This window comes from Acinetobacter sp. LMB-5, assembly GCF_001541635.1.
GTDB classification, from domain to species: Bacteria; Pseudomonadota; Gammaproteobacteria; order Pseudomonadales; family Moraxellaceae; genus Acinetobacter; species Acinetobacter pittii.
Genome location: NZ_LRDR01000013.1, coordinates 67,647 through 88,166, shown reverse-complemented (window position 1 = coordinate 88,166; position 20,520 = coordinate 67,647). Strand labels below are relative to the sequence as shown.

20 protein-coding genes are annotated in these 20,520 nt (G+C 39.2%); 11 read left to right on the top strand and 9 right to left on the bottom strand.

Annotated elements, in window-relative coordinates; translation table 11 throughout:
• Positions 1-105 precede the first annotated feature (105 nt).
• Positions 106-1,104: a cysteine synthase A gene (gene cysK, locus AW165_RS16285; protein WP_060466409.1), complete on the top strand. Its 999-nt coding sequence runs from the start codon at positions 106-108 to the stop codon at positions 1,102-1,104.
• A gap of 56 nt (positions 1,105-1,160) precedes the next feature.
• Here cysK and AW165_RS16280 read toward each other — a convergent pair whose 3' ends face one another.
• From AW165_RS16280 to AW165_RS16265, 4 genes are all read right to left on the bottom strand, one after another.
• Positions 1,161-1,769 carry a lytic transglycosylase domain-containing protein gene (locus AW165_RS16280; protein WP_014208138.1) on the bottom strand — a complete coding sequence of 203 codons (609 nt, stop codon included), beginning with the start codon at positions 1,767-1,769 and terminating at the stop codon, positions 1,161-1,163.
• A gap of 280 nt (positions 1,770-2,049) precedes the next feature.
• Complete coding sequence (locus AW165_RS16275) at positions 2,050-2,283, bottom strand: DUF2798 domain-containing protein (RefSeq protein WP_060466415.1); 234 nt, start codon at positions 2,281-2,283, stop codon at positions 2,050-2,052.
• 4 nt (positions 2,284-2,287) lie between these two features.
• Positions 2,288-2,854, bottom strand: a complete 567-nt coding sequence (locus AW165_RS16270) for a flavodoxin family protein (RefSeq protein WP_060466408.1) — start codon at positions 2,852-2,854, stop codon at positions 2,288-2,290.
• An 18-nt stretch (positions 2,855-2,872) separates the two neighbouring features.
• The gene (locus AW165_RS16265; protein WP_060466407.1) at positions 2,873-3,358 is read right to left on the bottom strand and encodes a DUF2938 domain-containing protein; all 486 of its coding nucleotides are present in this window, start codon (positions 3,356-3,358) and stop codon (positions 2,873-2,875) included.
• Between the two features lie 81 nt (positions 3,359-3,439).
• Between AW165_RS16265 and AW165_RS16260 the strand changes: the two genes are divergently transcribed.
• The 4 genes from AW165_RS16260 to AW165_RS16245 all read left to right on the top strand — a co-directional run bounded on the left by AW165_RS16260 (position 3,440) and on the right by AW165_RS16245 (position 8,660).
• A complete protein-coding gene (locus AW165_RS16260) occupies positions 3,440-3,844 on the top strand; it encodes a helix-turn-helix domain-containing protein (protein ID WP_032005802.1) in 405 nt (134 codons plus the stop codon).
• 150 nt (positions 3,845-3,994) lie between these two features.
• Positions 3,995-5,254, top strand: coding sequence for an esterase-like activity of phytase family protein (locus tag AW165_RS16255; protein WP_060466414.1), 1,260 nt, complete (start codon positions 3,995-3,997; stop codon positions 5,252-5,254).
• 212 nt (positions 5,255-5,466) lie between these two features.
• Complete coding sequence (locus tag AW165_RS16250; protein ID WP_017400141.1) at positions 5,467-7,845, top strand: YgiQ family radical SAM protein; 2,379 nt, start codon at positions 5,467-5,469, stop codon at positions 7,843-7,845.
• A 314-nt stretch (positions 7,846-8,159) separates the two neighbouring features.
• Positions 8,160-8,660 (top strand): DUF2726 domain-containing protein, encoded by a 501-nt coding sequence (locus AW165_RS16245; protein WP_002121669.1) that lies wholly within the window; start codon positions 8,160-8,162, stop codon positions 8,658-8,660.
• A 147-nt stretch (positions 8,661-8,807) separates the two neighbouring features.
• On the opposite strand, the gene AW165_RS16240 is transcribed toward AW165_RS16245, so the two are convergent.
• Positions 8,808-9,161: a RidA family protein gene (locus AW165_RS16240; protein ID WP_005065666.1), complete on the bottom strand. Its 354-nt coding sequence runs from the start codon at positions 9,159-9,161 to the stop codon at positions 8,808-8,810.
• A 193-nt stretch (positions 9,162-9,354) separates the two neighbouring features.
• Between AW165_RS16240 and AW165_RS19450 the strand changes: the two genes are divergently transcribed.
• Entirely contained in the window at positions 9,355-9,471 is a 117-nt protein-coding gene (locus AW165_RS19450) for a hypothetical protein (RefSeq protein WP_081410698.1), read from the top strand.
• A gap of 4 nt (positions 9,472-9,475) precedes the next feature.
• Here AW165_RS19450 and dinB read toward each other — a convergent pair whose 3' ends face one another.
• The 4 genes from dinB to AW165_RS16220 all read right to left on the bottom strand — a co-directional run bounded on the left by dinB (position 9,476) and on the right by AW165_RS16220 (position 13,554).
• Entirely contained in the window at positions 9,476-10,531 is a 1,056-nt protein-coding gene (dinB, locus tag AW165_RS16235; RefSeq protein WP_060466406.1) for a DNA polymerase IV, read from the bottom strand.
• Position 10,532: 1 nt separating this feature from the next.
• Entirely contained in the window at positions 10,533-11,291 is a 759-nt protein-coding gene (locus tag AW165_RS16230) for a GH25 family lysozyme (protein WP_060466405.1), read from the bottom strand.
• Positions 11,292-11,367: 76 nt separating this feature from the next.
• Positions 11,368-12,759, bottom strand: a complete 1,392-nt coding sequence (mdtD, locus tag AW165_RS16225; RefSeq protein ID WP_032037757.1) for a multidrug transporter subunit MdtD — start codon at positions 12,757-12,759, stop codon at positions 11,368-11,370.
• A gap of 171 nt (positions 12,760-12,930) precedes the next feature.
• A complete protein-coding gene (locus tag AW165_RS16220; protein ID WP_060466404.1) occupies positions 12,931-13,554 on the bottom strand; it encodes a TIGR00730 family Rossman fold protein in 624 nt (207 codons plus the stop codon).
• 326 nt (positions 13,555-13,880) lie between these two features.
• Between AW165_RS16220 and AW165_RS16215 the strand changes: the two genes are divergently transcribed.
• The 5 genes from AW165_RS16215 (at position 13,881) to parC (ending at position 20,475) form a co-directional block, all read left to right on the top strand.
• Positions 13,881-15,470, top strand: coding sequence for a TerC family protein (locus tag AW165_RS16215; RefSeq protein WP_060466403.1), 1,590 nt, complete (start codon positions 13,881-13,883; stop codon positions 15,468-15,470).
• A 73-nt stretch (positions 15,471-15,543) separates the two neighbouring features.
• Entirely contained in the window at positions 15,544-16,011 is a 468-nt protein-coding gene (locus AW165_RS16210) for a YchJ family protein (RefSeq protein WP_060466402.1), read from the top strand.
• 45 nt (positions 16,012-16,056) lie between these two features.
• Positions 16,057-16,701 carry a trimeric intracellular cation channel family protein gene (locus AW165_RS16205; RefSeq protein WP_002121256.1) on the top strand — a complete coding sequence of 215 codons (645 nt, stop codon included), beginning with the start codon at positions 16,057-16,059 and terminating at the stop codon, positions 16,699-16,701.
• A gap of 82 nt (positions 16,702-16,783) precedes the next feature.
• Positions 16,784-18,103 (top strand): MFS transporter, encoded by a 1,320-nt coding sequence (locus AW165_RS16200; RefSeq protein ID WP_060466401.1) that lies wholly within the window; start codon positions 16,784-16,786, stop codon positions 18,101-18,103.
• Between the two features lie 152 nt (positions 18,104-18,255).
• Positions 18,256-20,475, top strand: a complete 2,220-nt coding sequence (parC, locus tag AW165_RS16195) for a DNA topoisomerase IV subunit A (RefSeq protein ID WP_060466400.1) — start codon at positions 18,256-18,258, stop codon at positions 20,473-20,475.
• The last annotated feature ends 45 nt before the right edge of the window (positions 20,476-20,520 follow it).

Here is a 20,520-nt window from a genome sequence, read left to right as displayed (position 1 = left end):
CGTTCTAACGAATGGGGGTGTTTTTTTATTAGGGGAATTTGTATCGTCAATTCTTTATATGATTATAATGGAAGAAATTCATATCAAGTCTAATAAGGATATAACATGTCTACCGATCAACAATTCCCAACACCCAATAATTTAGGTATTGCAGTTTATACAAATAATGCAGAAGCTATTGGTAATACTCCTTTAGTTCGCATCAACCGTTTAATTAAAACTGGTGCAACTGTATTAGCGAAAGTAGAAAGTCGTAATCCTGCCTTTTCTGTGAAATGCCGTATTGGGGCTGCACTTATTGCAGATGCAGAAAAAAGAGGTGTGTTGAAAGAAGGCATGCATATAGTTGAACCAACTAGTGGTAATACAGGGATTGCATTGGCTTTTGTTGCGGCAGCGAAGGGTTATGCAATTACTTTGACTATGCCAGCCAGTATGAGTCTTGAACGTAGAAAAGTATTAAAAGCTTTAGGTGCTAATTTAGTTCTAACTGAACCGGCGAAAGGGATGAAAGGTGCGGTTGATGAAGCGGTACGATTAGCAACTGAGCAGCCAGATGTTTATTTTTTGCCACAACAATTTGAAAACCCAGCCAATCCACAAATTCATGTGGACACAACTGGCCCAGAAATTTGGCAAGCAACAGGTGGGCAGGTTGATATTTTAGTTGCTGGCGTAGGTACTGGAGGTACGATAACGGGTATTTCTCGTTATTTTGAACAGGTCCAAAATAAGCCATTGTACTCAGTAGCAGTTGAACCTGCTGAGTCTCCAATTATTACTCAAACTAAAAATGGTGAAAGTATTACGCCTGCACCTCATAAAATTCAGGGGATTGGTGCAAACTTTATTCCAAGAAATCTTGATTTGGATTTGGTTGATGAAGTCTTACCAGTGAGTAGTGAAGAAGCAATTCAATGGGCGAGAAACTGTGCAACTCAAGAAGGTATTTTGGTAGGTATCTCAAGTGGAGCTGCCTTGGCTGCTGCAGCTAAAATTGCAGAGCGTCCTGAAAATGCTGGTAAAACAATAGTTGTTATTCTTCCTGATAGCGGAGAGCGTTATTTATCTTCTGTTTTATTTGAAGGTTTATTTGACGAATAAAATTAACTATGTAAAAAAGCCCATTAATAGATGGGCTTTTTTTATTTGATCTGAATTTATAATGCACTTTTTAAAGTTTTCTGATGACGTTTCACAGATCGAGCATATTTTTTTGCTTTGTGTCGTGTCCAGAAGCTTCGCTCATATCCAGTCGGTCCCACATTATAATAAGCTGTTGCTTTGAACCAACTATCAGCTGACTGATAATAATGATTTAAGATATAAGCACCACATTGAATATTAGTGGTTTCATCATATAAATTCCCCGCACAAGTTTGTTGCCAATAACTTGGAATAATTTGAGTTAAACCGACGGCGCCAGTAGGAGAGCGAGCATTACTATTGTAACTAGACTCTTGCCTGATGACTGCTGCGAGTAAAAGAGGGGGGACATTATATTGGTCAGCACTTTGAATAATCATTGGAGATAGCCGATTGGCTGTACTCGCTGGAACAGAATAAGCTTTTTGTAAGCCAGACGAGAGTTTATTGGAGCGCCAAGAAAATGAGCCACTGTTAGGTCCTAAGCTTGTACACCCTGTCATTATTGTCATCAATGCAATAATAAAAAATTTGAGGCTAAGGCGGTGTAATTCTGATGGTTCAAAATGATCTTGAGCTAAAGATGAGGTAAGCAAAATACAAAACCAATAATCAAATTTCAAATGAAATGATGGTATTCAGCCGTACTTATCGGATCAATATAAGTTCTGTTGCTCAGCACATCTAGAAAGTAAGAATTTTGTATAATTAAAATGAAAAAACCCCGACATCCTGTCGAGGTTTCTTCGTATTCAGCTTTATGTAGTTAACTCCTGTCAACTACCGCTTCCTGCGTTCTTATTCTTCTTCAATGAGACATCCTGTCTCTCTATGATTTATATACTATGAAAAAATACTAAAGCTGAATATCCGCAAATCACCGCAAGTTTTGTACGTTTTAACTTACAGTCGTTTTTTTTCAACTTTCTTAGATATGATCTCGACTAATTTCTGGGCTATAGGAGCACAAATCAATACACCTGGGAAAGCTAATATCCATGCAATGATCCAAGCCGATAACCATAATGAAACGAAGTGATGATTTAGCCCTACAGCCTTGAAAGTTGAAATACCTGAAACTATAAAAGACATCATTCCTGATAAAATTAAGAGGAATAAAAATTTCTGTGCTTTCATGGCCTTATATTCCTTGATAAGCATTTAAGGTCAATGCAAAATTTTCTCCAAATTGTTGAGCAGTTTTAATATCTCCTTCATCAAAACCATCTGCATTACTGCCATGTTCAGTCTGAGCCATTAAGCCTGACCATGAACCGAGACGATTGGCTGCTTGCGTATAAGGAATGCCTTGGTGCTGTTCAGGCATGATCGGGTTACCGACCCATAACATGCCGTGTTGCATACAAAAGGTGAAAATCGAAATTAGCGTGGATTGTTTATCACCAGCAGGAAGAGATGAAACGGTAAATCCAGCCGCTAATTTTCCTTTAATACTTTGTTTTTTCCATAATGGACCAGTTGCGTCCATGAGTTGTTTTAACTTGGAAGACACACCACCTAAATAAGTGGGGGATCCCCAAATTAAGCCGTCATATTGGATGAGAATTTCTGGGCTGTTGATAATATCTTCAGTATTGAGTAAATCTGCTTTCATATTTTTATGGCTCAAAATACCAGTTTGAATTTGCTGAGCAATAAATTGGGTGTGACCTTGGCGGCTATGGTAAATGATGGCAACAGTCTTCATGAGCAGTCTCCTTTTTCTTTAAATTTGAAATAGTTTTGCAGTGAGATATAAGCCACAACCAAAAACACTATGGTTCATCAAACTTTTTAGACAGTTCAAAAAAGGATGCTGTGTTTTTGATGAAGCAAAGCCACTACCCATCGCAGGTTGCATAATAAAAAATGGAATGAGAACGGTGACTACACCAAACATTAGAGCTGAGTAAAACTGAGGATGGCTAAGCCAAGTTGAACCAATAATGAAAAGAAAACTCAATGCAAAGATAACCCCAACACTATAGTGAGCAATCCAACCCAATAAATATTCACCCTTAATTTGAGGGCTTTTTACAATAGATTGATGGATAAGTTTCCCTTGAAATATCCAACCAACCCAGCGGCCGAGGAAGGCAAAATTTAAGGTCGGAATTTTGAATATCTTTAATATGAACAGCCAGATATCCATAAATATAGTTGCACCAATACCAAGACATAAAGCTTGAAAGAACAACGTAGAGGTATTCATTTTTACACCTTGCTTTTATACGTATGAAACGTGATAAATTTATTGTGCAAGTTCAAGTTCACTTGAAGTCAAGAGGTTATTATGGATATTGGTGAAGTTGCTAAAAAGGCAAAAGTCACAACGGCTACACTACGTTTTTATGAAGAGAAGGGATTAATTAAATCGATAGGGCGGCAAGGCTTACGTCGACAATATGGTAAGCAGGTTATTGATCAATTGGCATTAATCTCTTTGGGTCGTGCTGCGGGTTTTTCTTTAAATGAGATTGCTGCAATGTTTGGACAAGATGGTAAGCCTGAGCTTGATCGGCAAAAATTAAAAGATAAAGCTGAACAATTAGAGCAAATGGCAAAACGATTGCATTTTATCAGCCAAGGATTAGAACATGCTGCTGTATGTCCTGCTGAAAATCATATGGAATGTCCAACTTTCCAAAAATTTTTAAAAGCAGCAATTGCTGGAGAATATCAGCCAACAAAACTTTAATCAGTTTTCAGCAAAGAAGTCGAATTTTTAAGGTTGTATTAAATAGTTAGTCTTGTCATATTTTTGCCATAAAGATTTCATCTTTTTGAAGTAAAAATTTCATATAAGCTTGATTAAATTTGCTTAATTTTTTACCAAATGTATAAAACCATGAGCAAAAAAACATTAGCGGTATTATTATGCTGTGCCAGTTTAGGATTGGCGGCATGTAATGATGATAACGACCACGAACAAACTTCACCTACTGAAAACGTTACCGAACCAACCTTAATTTCTTTTGCTAAGTTACCTGTAGAAACTTATGCTGCTGGTCCAGACTCTGGCGCATATGTGAAAGGTGCAAATGGAATTTATCCTCCATTTAAAGGTCAACCTGTACAGGGGTTTTCTGCTGCATTAAAAAATGAAGATGGCAGTTATATGGCGATGGCCGATAATGGTTTTGGAACTCAAGATAATTCAGCAGACTTTTTACTTCGTATTTATAAAATAAAGCCTGATTTCAAAACTAAAACTAAAGGCACAAGCCAAGTTACTGTACAAAGCTTTATCCAACTGCGTGATCCGAATAAATTAATTCCATTTAATATCATCAATGGTAATACACCTGAGCGTTTATTAACGGGTGCTGATTTTGACCCAGAGTCGATGCAGCGTACTAGTGACGGGACCTACTGGATTGGAGATGAATTTGGTCCATATTTACTCCATTTCTCAGCAGATGGCGTGTTATTAGATGCACCGATTGCTCTGCCAAATCCGTTAAATCCGACTCAAGAATTACGTTCACCACAAAATCAGTTTAATAAAGCACAAATTAATTTTGTAGAACCTCTAGTTCAACAAAGTGGCGGTTTTGAAGGAATGGCGATTTCGCCAGATGGGCAGTATCTTTACCCTCTTATAGAAAAGCCAATTAAATCAATTCGAGAAACGGAAAGACAGTTGCTGATTTCGCAATTTGATGTGAAGAAAAAAGCGTATACAGGAAAATATTATTGGTTCCAGTTAGACAGTAAGGCAACCAATATTGGTGACTTCCAACTCTTTAATGATAAAGAAGGCATTATTATTGAACGTGATGCAACTCAGAATAATTTAGGTGGATATAAAAAATTAATCCGTATTAAATTGAATGAGTCAGGTCAGCTAGTAAGCCGTGAAGATTTAGTCGATTTAATTAAAATTGCTAACCCGAATTTGTTGTATGGCACAGCTAGAGCAGGGGATATTGGTACGGGGGAGGTTTTTGCTTTTCCATTTGAAACCATTGAAGATGTAATTATTGAAAATGGCACAACGCTGACGGTTTTCAATGATAATAATTTCCCTGGTTCGACAGGACGTAACGCAAAACTGGCTGACGATAACGAGATTATTCAAATTCGTTTGCCAAAAGCTTTGTTCTAAGCTCTATAAATAAAAATTAAAACTGCGGCGGATTTTGTTCCGCCGTATTTATTCTAAGAATAAAATATTGAGTAAAGTTTAATCAAATTAATTTCTATATTGTTGTTTTCGCATGTTTTATAAACAGGGAAAATGAATGAAATTCATGTTAAAATGATCGGCTTTCATCTTTAGATGTCTCTCCTTCATCTGCTAGCCGAGATTCGCAAGCCATGTCTACTGCCTACACCATGCAAACTGCGCCAAAAGCGTTGTTTGATTACGACAAATATTGGGCGTCGTGTTTTGAACCAGCGCCATTTTTGCCGATGTCACGAGAAGAAATGGACCAACTCGGCTGGGATGCGTGTGACTTTATTTTAGTCTGTGGTGATGCTTATATTGACCATCCATCATTTGTATCGGGTGTGATTGGACGTGTGCTTGAGGCACAAGGTTTCCGTGTCGGAATTATTGCGCAGCCAGACTGGACCAATGTTGAAAGCTTCCGAGTTTTAGGTAAGCCAACAATTGCTTGGGGTGTAACCGCAGGTAATATGGATTCGATGATTAACCGTTATACGGCAGATCGTAAAATCCGTTCGGATGATGCATATTCTCCAAACAATGAACCGAATAAACGTCCTGACCGCGCAGCAACAGTTTATTGCCAACGTTGTCGAGAAGCATTCCCTGATGTACCTGTGTTATTGGGTGGTATCGAAGGCAGTTTACGCCGTATCGCACACTACGATTATTGGTCAGATAAAGTCCGTCGTTCGATTTTGATGGACTCAAAAGCCGATTTGCTCATGTACGGTAATGGTGAGCGTGCCATTATTGATGTAATGCATCGTTTGGCTAAAGGTGAAAAAATCCACGAGATTACAGATGTTCGTGGTACTGCATTTATTATTAATAAACATAATAAAGCATCAAAAGCAAAGTTTGTTGAAGTTGCGAGTAATGATGTAGATACGGTTGGGCGTGTTGATCCAATTATTAACCCATATGTCATGACAGAAGATATTGATGGCTGTGAGGTTGAAAAAGAAAAGGGTAACTCTTTAGCTCAGTATCAAAATTTCCAAAAAGAGATTGTTGCAAATCCGATTGTGCGTGAAGGCGACAAACTTGATGACGACACTCAAATCGTTCAATTAAAGCCAGCACCGTCAAAAGCAATTAAACACAAATTACCACCACGAGAGTTGGCGGTTATTCGCTTACCTTCTTTTGAAGAAGTGGCAAATGATCAAGTGCTTTACGCACATGCAAACCGTATTTTGCACCTTGAAACTAATCCAGGTAATGCTCGTGCGTTGGTGCAACGCCATGGTGAACGTGATGTGTGGATTAACCCACCTCCAATTCCTCTAACTACAGAAGAAATGGACTATGTGTTTGATCTTCCATATGCACGTTTGCCACATCCTACTTATGGTGATGCGCGTTTCCCTGCATTTGATATGATCAAATTCTCGGTCAACATTATGCGTGGCTGTTTTGGTGGTTGTACATTCTGTTCAATTACGGAACATGAAGGCCGTATTATTCAAAACCGTTCGGAAGATTCGATCTTACGTGAGATTGAAAAAATTCGTGATACGGCACCAAACTTCACAGGCATTATTTCAGATTTAGGTGGCCCAACAGCAAACATGTACCGTTTGCACTGTAAAGATCCTGAAATTGAGAAAAACTGTCGTAAACCTTCTTGTGTTTATCCGGGTGTTTGTCAAAACTTACATACCGATCACGCGCCATTAGTGCAGCTTTACCGTAAAGCACGCGCTATTAAAGGTGTGAAGAAGATTCTGATTGGTTCAGGTCTGCGCTATGACCTTGCGGTACTCAACCCTGAATATGTCAAAGAGTTGGTACAACACCACGTTGGTGGTTATTTAAAAATTGCTCCTGAACATACTGAACAAGGTCCGTTATCTAAGATGATGAAACCGGGTATTGGTACGTATGATCGTTTCAAACAAATGTTTGACCGTTTCAGTAAAGAAGCAGGAAAAGAGCAATATTTAATTCCTTACTTTATTGCTGCGCATCCGGGTACTTCAGATTATGACATGATGCATCTTGCAATTTGGTTGAAAAAGAATGGTTTCCGTGCCGATCAGGTACAGACTTTCTATCCATCGCCAATGGCAACTGCAACAACCATGTATTATTCGGGTAAAAACCCACTTGCTAAAGTAGCTCGCTATACTGAAAAAGTTGATATTGTAAAAGGTGAAAAACGCCGTCGTCTGCATAAAGCATTCTTGCGTTATCATGATCCAAACAACTGGCCATTACTTCGTGAAGCCCTAAAAGAGATGGGTCGCGCAGATTTAATTGGTAATTCGAAGCAGCATTTAATTCCGACTTATCAGCCAAAAGGCACAGAAGGGGAATATAAGTCTGCTCGTAAGAAAAATTCGTCTACAGCAGGTGATTCGGTTAAACGAAATAACCAGCAAACGAATAATCATTCGAATCAGAAGCGTCCACAAAAAGGACAGGTTCTAACGCAACATACTGGTTTGCCTCCTCGTGAAACTGGAGAAAAACGACCGTTTGGCGGGAAAAGCAAACCTAAATCTAAAGTTCGTGGATAATGATAAAACAGGCTCTTAAATAGAGCCTGTTTTGTTTTTTATGACTCTATTTAAATCGTATAATGAGATTTTTGAGGATTTAAAGTACAAAAAACGTAACGAATAATGATAAATAGCCAAAATCTGACGAGCTGCACTTGATTGTTATTGATTCTATGATTATAAATAATGTGAGGGTGGCTAAATTTAAGCCAAGCTTGATAACTACAAGTGAAATTACTAAGTGAACCTTTTAAAAAACGGCTGTGTCGTTATCAATTAAAACAAAGTGTGATCTAGCAAAATCATTATAAAAAACTTAAAGGATTAGGCCCATGTATTATTTAATCACGATCTTATTATTATTTCTGGTTGTTGTTATGGCAGTGAAAAGTCTGTCACGAAGGCATCAACATGATAGTGCTTTAAAGCGCCGTGCAGTGTTAACTAGCCATGAGCAAATGACCTTAACCAGACTACAAACTGTTTTGCCCAAATTTACCGTATTAGCGCATGTATCTTTTGATGCACTTCTAACTACAAAATACGCGCATACACGTCGTAAATATCAAAATATGTCAGCTGATTTTGTTGTGCTTGATCAAAATTATCAGGTAATTGTAGTCGTTGTTCTAGGGGAAAATGGTTTACGCCGAGCCCATCAACAATACGAGCGTCGCCTATTACAATTGGCTGGCTATCGTGTGCTTCATTATAGTAGTGTGCCTGATTATCATGACTTAAGAAGAGACTTATTGAGTCCTGAATCAGAATTAGCAACTTTGCATGCGACACCCCAGCTAGAAAGAATGTCAAACGCTTTTGTGAAGCCTTAAAAATTCGACATTAGCAGAATTGATCTGAGAGCTCATTCAAGAAGATCTTAATAAAATGATGAAATTCAAAATTTTAAAATTACTAAAAAATTGAGCAATATCACCCCAGATATTGCTCAATTTTATGTAGGTTTATAATTATAAAAATTATGGAAGTACCGCAACAACCGTCATTTCTACAAGTACATCTGGTGCATAGAGTTTTGATTCTACACATGTACGTGCTGGTGGATGTCCTTCGCTAATCCATGCATCCCAAACAGCATTCATTGCTGCATAATCTTTTTCGATATCTTTTAGGAAAATCATGACAGAAAGAATATGGGTTTTATCTGTTCCAGCTTCTGCCAATAGACGGTCAATATTATCTAAAGTTTGTTGAGTCTGCCCTGTGACATCTGCGCTTGTATCATCTGCGAGTTGCCCAGCTAGGTGTACCAAATTACCTGAAATCGCAACTTCGCAGTAGCGTGAAGTAACGTGTAAACGCTTTACCGTCATAAAAATGCTCTAAAGTGGCTTTATTTAATAGTTTTGATTTTATGAAGAGTTGCTAGGTCGGTGCAAGCAAGTAGAAAAGAATTTCAGTAGATTATTGTGAGGAAGGGATATCTAAGCCATGTATCAGAAGAGCCCTGCAATATTCGGATTTGGTCGTCACGCCAATCACAGGACGATATGCCGAAAGTAAAGGTTGCTTTGGCATGTTGCAAATACATGGGTAATGAATATGCGTGGATTAGGTTACTCTAAAGTTTCAGTAAAAGGGAGTCTATTTTGTTTAAAAGTTACTCTTTTGAGTGAAAAGTAGTCAATTACCAGAGGTTAAGCTGGAAGTCATCAGCTTGCGTTTGTAATTGATAAACGCCTATACCAATCAAGCGAAACTGGAAATGTTCGGGTATCTGCATTTCATTTAATAATAAAAATAAAACTTGGATTAAGTCCTGTAGCGACTGGATCGGTCTTTTAAAGCTTTTACTATGTTGTAAAGTCTGAAAATTTTTAAGTTTAAGCTTAATATTGACACCACGTGCATTGAGCTGTTTTTTCTCTAGTGTTTGCCACACTTTTTCGGCTAATCCCTGCCAATAGGGCTGACATTGAGCCAAAGTAAAATCACTGTCAAAAGTGGTCTCTTTCGAAATTTGTTGGCGAGCTCTTTCAGCTTGAACAGGTCTATGGTCAATGCCCTGAGCATATAGATAGAGTTGTTGTCCATATTTACCGAAGTGGTGAACCAAAATAGCTTCTTCAATTTTCTGTAAATCACCCAGCGTATGTAGCTGAAGCTGCTGCAATTTTTCCTGAGTGACTTTACCCACGCCTGGAATCTTTTTAAGCGGAAGGTCTTGAATAAAAGTAGCAACTTGCGAAGGTTTGATTACACATAAGCCATTAGGTTTGTTCCAATCCGAAGCAATTTTTGCCAAAAACTTATTTGGTGCTACACCTGCTGATGCGGTCAATCCGGTTAATCTAAAAATATCTTCTCGAATATGCATGGCAACTTCAGTTGCACTCGCAATCTGTTTTAGGTTTTCAGTGACATCTAAATAAGCTTCATCTAAAGATAAAGGCTCAATAAGTAGCGTATATTGCTGAAAGATCGAGTGAATTTGAGCGGAAACCGTACGGTATTTTTCAAAATTTGGTTCAATAATGACAACTTGAGGACATAGTTTTCTTGCCTGACTCATCGACATGGCAGAACGCAAACCAAATTCACGGGCAGGGTAGGAGGCAGCAGCAATCACAGCTCGCGGATGATGCGAAGAAATAACGACGGGAAGATGCTTTAGATCAGGACGCTCTCGCAATTCGACCGATGCATAGAAGGCATCCATATCGATATGAATGATTTTGCGCATATTATTGTGCTTTCACGATGCCTTGCTGCTGTAAAAAATGATGCCATTCTTTGACTGAACCCTTATAAACATTTAAGTCTACTGGTTTTGTCATGCCTTCAATTTTACCTTGATTACTATGCTGCCAAAAGAGCCATTTTCTTTTGTCTTTTAGCTCAGGTTTTCCTTCGTAATCTCTGACCCAAAGCGGTGTATCAGGGAAACTTCCTATTAATACAATGTGGTAAAAAGTTTTGGAAATATAAAAGATAGGCTGTTTGCCATAATGCTGTTTTAGGCGGTCATGCATGATGCCTATTTCTTTAAGTAATTGTTCTTTGGTGTGCGCATTAATACAGTTACCGTCATATTCTAGATCGACAACAGGAGGAAGGGCATCGGCTTTGTTGGGTACAGCCGAAATAAAGTTATCTGCTTGCGTTTTACCATCACGGCATAGACGATAAAAGTGATAAGCGCCCACATTAAACCCATGTTCACGTGCCTTGAGCCAGTTTTCCTGAAATTTTGAATCTTTGTAATCGCCGCCTTCAGTCGCTTTTAAATAGACGAATTGGAATTTTTCCGGTGATATTTTTTTCCAGTTAATATCACCTTGATGATGAGAAACATCGAACCCTTGCACTGGATAATCCTGCGCAACAGCTTTTTGTTGATAGAACAGACCAAAATAAGCTAAGACTCCCATAACACAAGCTAAGCCAATTCCGATTAGGGTATTGTGCCGTGATGTGAAAAAAGTTTTAGCCAGTTTGCTCATTCAAAACTCGTTAAAATTTGAAGTCGACATCATAGCGTGATTCGCGAGCGAGAAACCATGCTAAAAATGCAACCGCTTATACAGACGTATCCTTTGGAATTTGCCAGAAAATAAATGCAGTAATGACATTGATACAACCGAGGCAAATGAGAGTGACATGAAACGCTGTTGTCACGTGGTCTGCACCATAATAATTAGTAAAAATATTAATGAGTGTGCCTGCTAGCGCCACACCAATACTCATTGATAGCATCATGATCATCGACAAGAAACTATTACCGCTACTTGCATCTTGTTGAGGCAAGTCTTTCAAGGTTAATGTATTCATGCCAACAAATTGCAGTGAATTTAATGTGCCAAACAAGAAAAAGTGCAAGGCTCTAAACCAAGTTGGAGTATCGACGGTCATGATTGCAAAAGAGGCAATACATAGCCCAACTAATGTTGTGTTAATGAGTAAAAAACGTCGATAGCCAATTTTTTGAATAATAGGTCTGACAATTGGCTTTGAAAATAATGAGCCCAAGACCAAGGGAATCATCATTAAACCTGCAATAAAGGGTTCAAAACCAAAAGCAACTTGTAGCATGAGTGGTAAAACAAAAGGCAAAGCATTACCACCAAAGCGAGCAAAGAAATTACCTAAAATACCAATTGCGTAAATTTTGTTTCTAAAGAGTCGGCTACGAAATAATGCATTTTGATGAGTATGTGAATGGTAGGCATACCATAGTGTTGCGATTATTCCGACGACTAATAGCGAAATACTAAACCATTTTGAATATTCAGGTGAGGCTAGATGTTCGATCCCTAAAGACCAGCCAATCATGGCCACGACTAATAAGATGAAACCACCCAAATCAAATGTTTTGACCGAGGGTTCTTTTACATTCGGCATGACTTTTAGTGTCATTAATATGCCAAGTATGCCCATAGGAATATTGATAAGAAAAATCCAATGCCAAGTTGCAACTTCAACCAACCATCCGCCCAAAGTTGGACCAGCCAAAGGCCCGAGTAAACCCGCAAGGCTCATTAAGCTCATCGCAGCTAAGAACTGAGTTCGAGGAATAATTTTTAAAAGTGATAATCGGCCAACAGGGAGTAATAAGGCGCCGCCTATACCTTGGATGACTCGGAAAAATAACAGCTGATTGAGACTCTGAGAAAGACCACAACCTAAAGAAGCCAGAGTAAAAATTACGATTGCCGACAAGAAAATATTTCTAACACCAAAGCGGTCTGCTAACCAGCCACTTAAAGGAATACAGGCGGCAACCGATAATACATAGGCCACCACTACACTGTGCATGCGTAAAGGGTCTTCATTTAGATGATGAGCCATTGCAGGAATCGCGGTATTTACAATGGTTGTGTCCAAGGCCTGCATAAAAAAGCCAATAGAAACCAAAAGAACGAGTAAGCGATATTCTGGTTGCAAGGCTTGGTGAGTCGGCGTGGCATTCATAACATTTGAAAATTAACGTTTTGGTCTAGTGTAAAACAAATTGAATTTAAAAGAAGTAAGCCAATGTTGAATACCCCTTTACTAAATCTAAGTTCTTTTGAAGGTAGAGGTGAAAATAGTTAAAATAAAAAAAGCGGCAGAACCGCTTTTTTAAATAGAGTAGGGGGACAACTAGACAACAAATCTTTTTGGCATTTTTAAGTTTTTAATGACGTTATAAATTTGATCAACATCATCACATACAATTAATTTAACTCGATGTTGAAGGGGAAGGAAACCTTCTTGAACTGCATGATCTAATTGAGCAATAAGAGCGTTATAAAAGCCATTTACATTATATAAAATCATAGGTTTTTGATGTTGGTTGAGTTGGCCCCAAGTGGCTATTTCCAATATTTCTTCAAATGTTCCTAAACCACCTGGTAACGCAATAAATGCACTTGCACGTTCTGCCATCATGGCTTTACGTTCATGCATGGTTTCTACGACATGTAATTCAGTTAGGCCTGCATGTGCGACTTCATAATCAAGCATAAATTCAGGGATCACACCGACAGCTTCTCCGCCGTTTGCAAGAACGCTCTCTGCGACTTGTCCCATTAAACCGATACTGGCACCGCCATAGACTAATCCAAAGCCTTGTTCAGCGATTCCATGAGCGAGTTCAATTGCTTTTTCTCGGTAGATTGGATTATTTCCTGCACGTGAACCACAATATAATGCAATAAGAGGTTGTTTTGTTTTTACAGCTGTTATTGGTGAATCATTTACTGCCATTGTTAATACGCTATTCATTGTTTTATTTTTACCTTATCACGTTCATATTTCTTGTCTACAGTAAGCAAAAGATATGACAACTTTATAAGCAGATTTATAAGAAAGATTCATGTTTTGTATGGGTTTGGTGAATGCTGGTTATGTACAAATAAAAATGATGAATTTATGTTAAATCTTGCCTATACTAAAAAATCGTTTAACAACATATGAACAAATATGGGTAGTGGTTGTAGTCGCTCCGTTTTAATTTCTTGTCTTAAAAAAACATTTTCCCCCCTTTGTATAGGCGCGCCTGTTGTGTTGCCAAATAAAGATAAAATCCAAACAACACAGGAGCAGGATCAATGATCTTTGAATGGATGTCTGATCCCTCTGCTTGGGTGGGTTTAGCAACTTTAATCATTCTTGAAATTGTATTGGGGATCGATAACCTCGTTTTTATTGCTATTTTGGCGGAAAAACTACCGCCAGAGCAGCGTGGTAAGGCTCGAAAACTGGGATTAGTATTGGCCTTAGGCATGCGTATGCTTTTGTTGGCCGCCATTGCTTGGGTCGTAACACTTACTCATCCACTCTTCCATATTTTTGATCATCCATTCTCTGGTCGTGATTTGATTTTGTTATTCGGCGGTGTGTTTTTGCTCTTTAAAGGCACCATGGAATTGCATGAACGGATGGAAGGAAAACAACTACAAAAAGAAGATAATCCTGTTCATGCTGCATTCTGGATGGTTATTGTCCAGATTGTTGTCCTTGATGCTGTATTCTCATTAGACAGTGTGATTACTGCAGTGGGGATGGTCAAAGACAAAAGTGTCATGATGCTGGCAATGATTGTTGCTGTCGGAATCATGTTGTGGGCATCAAAACCACTCATGGACTTCGTCAATAAACATCCAACAGTCGTTATTCTGTGTCTTGGTTTCTTGATGATGATCGGTTTCTCTTTGGTGGTGGAAGGCTTTGGTTTCCATATTCCGAAGGGCTATTTATATGCTGCAATTGGCTTCTCAATTTTGGTAGAAATTATCAACCAGAGCATGCGCCGCAATCAGGAAAAAATGGTTACCACCACAGACTTGCGTTATCGTACTGCCTCTGCGGTTTTACGTATGTTAGGCAGTAAAAATAGTAGTTCTTCAGATACTCAATCTTCTGATAAAGAAGATGTATTAGCGACGCAAGCTTTTGCTGATGAAGTTTTTGACGAAGAAAATGGCGCTTATCACAGTGTGCTTGTACAAGGTGTGCTTGGTTTATCAGAGCGTCCTGTAAAATCTGTTATGACTCCACGCCCTGAACTTGAGTGGATTGACTTAGACGATGAGCCTGAAGTTTTAAAAGAACGTTTAATGTCGATGACACATTCTCGTTTGATCGTTGCACGCGGTGAACTTGATAATATTGAGGGTATTGCGCTTACGCATAAAGTTTTAAACAACTTTATTGAAACAGGTGTAATTGATTTCCAAAAGCATCTACGTGAACCTGTGATTGTGCATGAAAATGCTCAAGTACTTATGGTGATGGAGCAATTACGCCAAGCACCTTTACAAATGGCGATCGTATTAAATGAATATGGTTCAATCGAAGGTATTGCAACACCAATTGATATCTTAGAAGCAATTGCGGGTGAATTCCCAGATGAAGATGAGTTAGACGCTGCTGCTGAAAGCTTGGCAGATGGTTCATTAATGCTTGAAGGTTCAACTGATATTCGCCATGTATCACTTTTATTAGGTCGTGATCTCGTTGACGAAAGTGAACAGTATTCAACTTTATCGGGCTACTTGTTATTCCATTTAGGCCGTTTACCGGAAAATGGTGAAGCTGTTGAGGCAGACGGTTATCGCTTTGAAGTGATTACGATGGAAGGTCATAAAATTGAGAAAGTTCATATTGTTTCTATCGAACAAGATGAATCAAAAGATTAAATGACGTTTTAAGTCTAGAAACATCATAAAATAGCTCAACTCTGAGCTATTTTTTTTATTTGAGAAGCACTAAATGACCCAACAAATTTGTCCATGTGGAAAAGGCAGCTATACCCAATGTTGTGAGCCTTTACATTTAGGCACAGCCAAAGCACTAACGGCAGAGCAGCTTATGCGTTCACGTTATAGCGCTTTTGCATTACAGCAAATTGATTATATTGTGCAAACGACCGCTTTAGGTCAGCAAACAGTACTTGATAAAGATGCTATCGCAGAGTGGAGCAAACAAAATCAGTGGTTGGGTTTAGAGGTGGTTAACGCCAACGAAAAATTAGATAAAACCCATGCACAGGTTGAGTTCAAGGCTCATTATCATGATGGGCAAAAAGCCCAAATTCACCACGAGGTTTCACATTTTGTTTATCACCAGCAAAAATGGTTTTTCCTCGACCCAACGGTCGATATGCAGGTCACCATGAAACAACCTTGTATATGTGGTTCAGGAAAAAAATTTAAGCAATGCTGTGCACAATTTCTGTAAGTTTATCTTAAAATACGCCCACTGTTTGGCCTGAGGGAAAGGGCGATGTTACTCACCGTTATTTATATTATTGCGATTACTGCGGAAGCCATGACAGGTGCATTGTCTGCTGGTCGACGGAGTATGGACTGGTTCGGTGTCGTACTGATTGCCTGTGTGACTGCTTTAGGTGGTGGTTCGGTGCGAGATGTATTGCTTGGCCACTATCCTTTAACTTGGGTAAAACACCCTGAATACTTGGTTCTGACCTGTTGTGCTGCATTTGTCACGATTATTATTGCCAAATGGATGCGTCATTTACATAACATCTTTTTGGTGCTCGATGCTTTAGGCTTGATTGGTTTTACGATCATTGGTTGCCAGATTGCCTTACAAATGGGACATGGTTTTGTCGTCTCGGCAGTAGCTGGAGTGTTGACTGGAGTATCTGGCGGTATTTTACGTGATATTTTATGTAACGATGTCCCGTTCGTTTTCCGCCGTGAACTCTATGCGAGTATCTCTTTTGTGGCGGTCATCTGTTACTGGGTGTGTCAGGATTTAGGATTAAGCCTAGAGTTAACCGTTATTTCAACTTTAATTTTTGGCTTTACCTTACGTCTGATTGCAATCTATTTTGGCTTAGAAATGCCTAAATTTATTTATAAAGATGATGATGCAGAATCGGCTTCTTCAACTGACGAACATTAATCATGCAGAATTCGATGTGAGCATGATATAACAATTAAATATATTGTCTTGCTCACTTATTTTTTCCAGTAGAGTTTTTCCTATGGATCTGGTTTCACGTATACAAAATCTTCCAATTGGCAAATTTCACTACACATTACTGTGGGTGGTTGGTTTAGGTTGGATGTTTGATGCGATGGACACAGGGATCATTGCTTTTATTATGACAACGCTTGTTAAAGACTGGGCATTAACACCAGCCGAAAGCGGTTGGATTGTAAGTATTGGTTTTGTAGGAATGGCTATTGGAGCTGTTTGCTCAGGAGCTTTAGCAGACCGCTTTGGCCGAAAGACAATATTTGCAGTGACCATGGCGATCTATAGCATTGCGACTGCCTTATGTGCTTTTGCTCCAGACTTAAAGTGGTTATTAATTTTTCGTTTTATTGTTGGTCTTGGGCTTGGTGGCCAGTTACCTGTTGCAGTGACATTGGTGAGTGAATATATACCTGCACATGTACGTGGTCGTTTTATTGTCTTACTCGAAAGTTTTTGGGGTTTGGGCTGGTTAGTTGCTGCACTCATTTCTTATTTTATTATTCCTAAATTTGGTTGGCACATTGCATTTCTTATGGGTGGTCTTCCACTAATTTATATTTTAGTGATTTGGAAAAAACTCCCTGAATCGATACCTTACCTGATTAACCGTGGACGTGTTGAAGAAGCACACGCATTGGTTCAAAAATTAGAAGCTCAAGCAGGTGTTCAAATTGTTCACCACATTGAAGTCGTGCCTGTAGCCAAGCGACAGAAAGTCTCTTTTAAACAACTTTGGAGTGGTCAATTTGCTCGCAGAAGCTTAATGCTTTGGCTCATCTGGTTTGGAATTGTGTATTCCTACTACGGAATCTTTACGTGGCTGCCAAGTTTATTAGTGAAACAGGGCTATGACATCGTTAAATCTTTTGAATATGTTTTGCTTATGATTTTGGCACAGCTACCAGGCTACTTGGCAGCGGCATGGTTTGTAGAGCGATTAGGTAGAAAAATTACACTCGCTGCATTTATCGGGTTTTGTGCGTTGTCTGCATATTTCTTTGGACAAGCCGATAGTGTAAATAGCATTATGTTTTGGGGTTGTCTCATGTCCTTCTTTAATTTGGGTGCATGGGGAGTGTTATATACCTATACACCAGAGCAATATCCAGCCAACATTCGGGCTTTTGGTTCGGGCTGGGCATCGGCAATGGGCCGTTTAGGTGGAATTTTGGCGCCGATAGTCGTCACTCATATGATGGTTTCCAAAAATGGGTTTAGCCATGTTTTTATGATGTTTACTATTGTTCTACTTTTGGTTGCAGCTGTAATTTTAATATTAGGTGAAGAAACCCAAGGTAAAAGACTAGAGTCGATAGGCCTCTAGTTTTGCCTAACTTTATAGCAAGTAACTAAAAATATAGAGAGATGAGACATAATTTGACGCTCAGGTGACAGAGTCCCTCTTGTGTCTGTAACATAGCCCACTTAGCATAAGACTCACTTAAAATAACGACTGATTTGGAAGATAAGCTGACTATGACCAGCCTTGCGCATCAAGCGACAGAAAACCGCTCTGTAGCCGAATTTACTGAACAGGCTTACCTGAATTATGCCATGTACGTCATCATGGACCGTGCATTGCCACATATCAGTGATGGCTTAAAACCTGTACAGCGCCGTATTGTCTACGCCATGAGTGAGTTGGGCTTAAAAAGCAGTGGTAAGCCAAAAAAATCGGCCCGTACTGTGGGTGACGTACTAGGTAAATATCATCCGCATGGTGATTCGGCATGTTATGAAGCCATGGTGTTGATGGCTCAGCCATTTAGTTATCGTTATCCTTTAATTGAAGGTCAAGGGAATTGGGGTTCACCAGATGATCCTAAATCATTTGCTGCGATGCGTTATACCGAGGCAAAACTTTCTGCCTACAGTGAGTTATTACTAAGTGAGTTAGGACAAGGCACGAGTGAATGGCAAGATAACTTTGATGGTTCATTAAAAGAACCGATTACTTTGCCAGCACGAGTTCCTAATATTCTGCTGAATGGTACAACTGGTATTGCGGTTGGTATGGCGACTGATATTCCGCCACATAATTTGCGTGAAGTGATTAAAGGAACAATTGCCTTAATTCGTAATCCGCAAACATCAGACGAGAAATTGGCTGAATATATTCCAGCGCCAGATTTACCAACCAAAGCTGAAATTATTACTCCGCCTGAAGAATTACTCAAAATCCAGACGACTGGACGTGGTAGTTACCGCATGCGAGCGGTTTATACCATCGAAAAAAATGAAATCGTGATTACCGAATTGCCGTATCAAGTATCGGGTTCTAAGGTGATCACTCAAATTGCCGACCAAATGCAGGCCAAAAAGCTACCATTAGTGGTGGATGTGCGTGACGAGTCGGATCATGAAAACCCAACACGACTCGTGATTGTACTTCGTTCTAACCGTATTGATGCTGAAGCGGTGATGAGCCACTTATTTGCGACTACCGATTTAGAATCAAGCTACCGTGTTAATTTAAACATGATTGGTGAGGACGGTCGTCCTCAGGTTAAGTCGATTCGACGTATCTTGCTTGAGTGGATTGAGATCCGTAAAAAAACGGTTACTCGCCGTTTGGAATATCATTTAAACCGAATTGAAAAACGCCTACATATTTTGGCAGGCCTTTTAATTGCTTATCTCGATATTGATACAGTTATTCGTATTATTCGTGAAGAAGATCAGCCTAAACCTGTATTGATGGATCATTTCAAAATTGATGAGATACAAGCAGAAGCAATTTTAGAACTCAAGTTGCGCCATTTAGCAAAACTTGAAGAGATGGAAATCCGTCAAGAACAGGATGAACTCTCAGCAAAAGCAGCGATTATTCGTGAACAATTAGAAAACCCTGAATCTTTAAAGAATCTAATTATTGGTGAATTAAAAGAAGACGCGAAAAAGTTTGGTGACGAACGCCGTTCTCCAATTGTTGCACGTGCTGAAGCTGTTCAGATTAGAGAACAAGATTTAATGCCGGCTGAAGCAGTAACGGTGGTTTTATCTGAAGCGGGGTGGATTCGTGCTGCAAAAGGTGCGGATGTTGATGCAGAGAATTTAAACTATCGTGCTGGCGACCAGTATTTAAGTCATGCGGTGGGTAAAACCAATCAACGAATTTATTTCCTCGATGAGACAGGTCGTAGTTATGCCTTGCCTATTAGCAGTCTGCCATCAGCAAGAGGTTTAGGCGAGCCATTAAGTTCAAAACTTGCTCCTGCAAGTGGAGTTGCGTTTATTCAGGTCTATTTAGACGATGAAGAGTCAGAACTTATTGCTGCTAGCTCATCAGGTTATGGTTTTAAAACTCAAGTCAAACAGTTAGATACCAATGCCAAGGCAGGGAAAAGCTTCTTGTCAGTACCTGAAAAGTCAAAAGCACTACCATTAATCTCTGCCCAAAACATGACACATTTGGCTGTACTAAGCTCAACAGGTCGACTCTTGATTATTGATTTATCAGAACTGCCAAATTTAAATAAGGGTAAAGGTAATAAGTTGATACAACTTGAAGCGAAAGAGCAGATTTTATCCATGACAACCCTGAACTTAGATGAAATAATTCAGGTGGTTGCAGGTCAACAACATCTAAAATTAAAAGGTGATGATCTACAGAAATACATGGGTAAACGAGCTTCAAAAGGTCACCTCTTACCACGTGGATATCAAAAAGCAAATAAACTGTTGATTCAGAGATAAAGCTAGCGTCGGGCAACATAAATACGCTATATATGGCGATAAGTT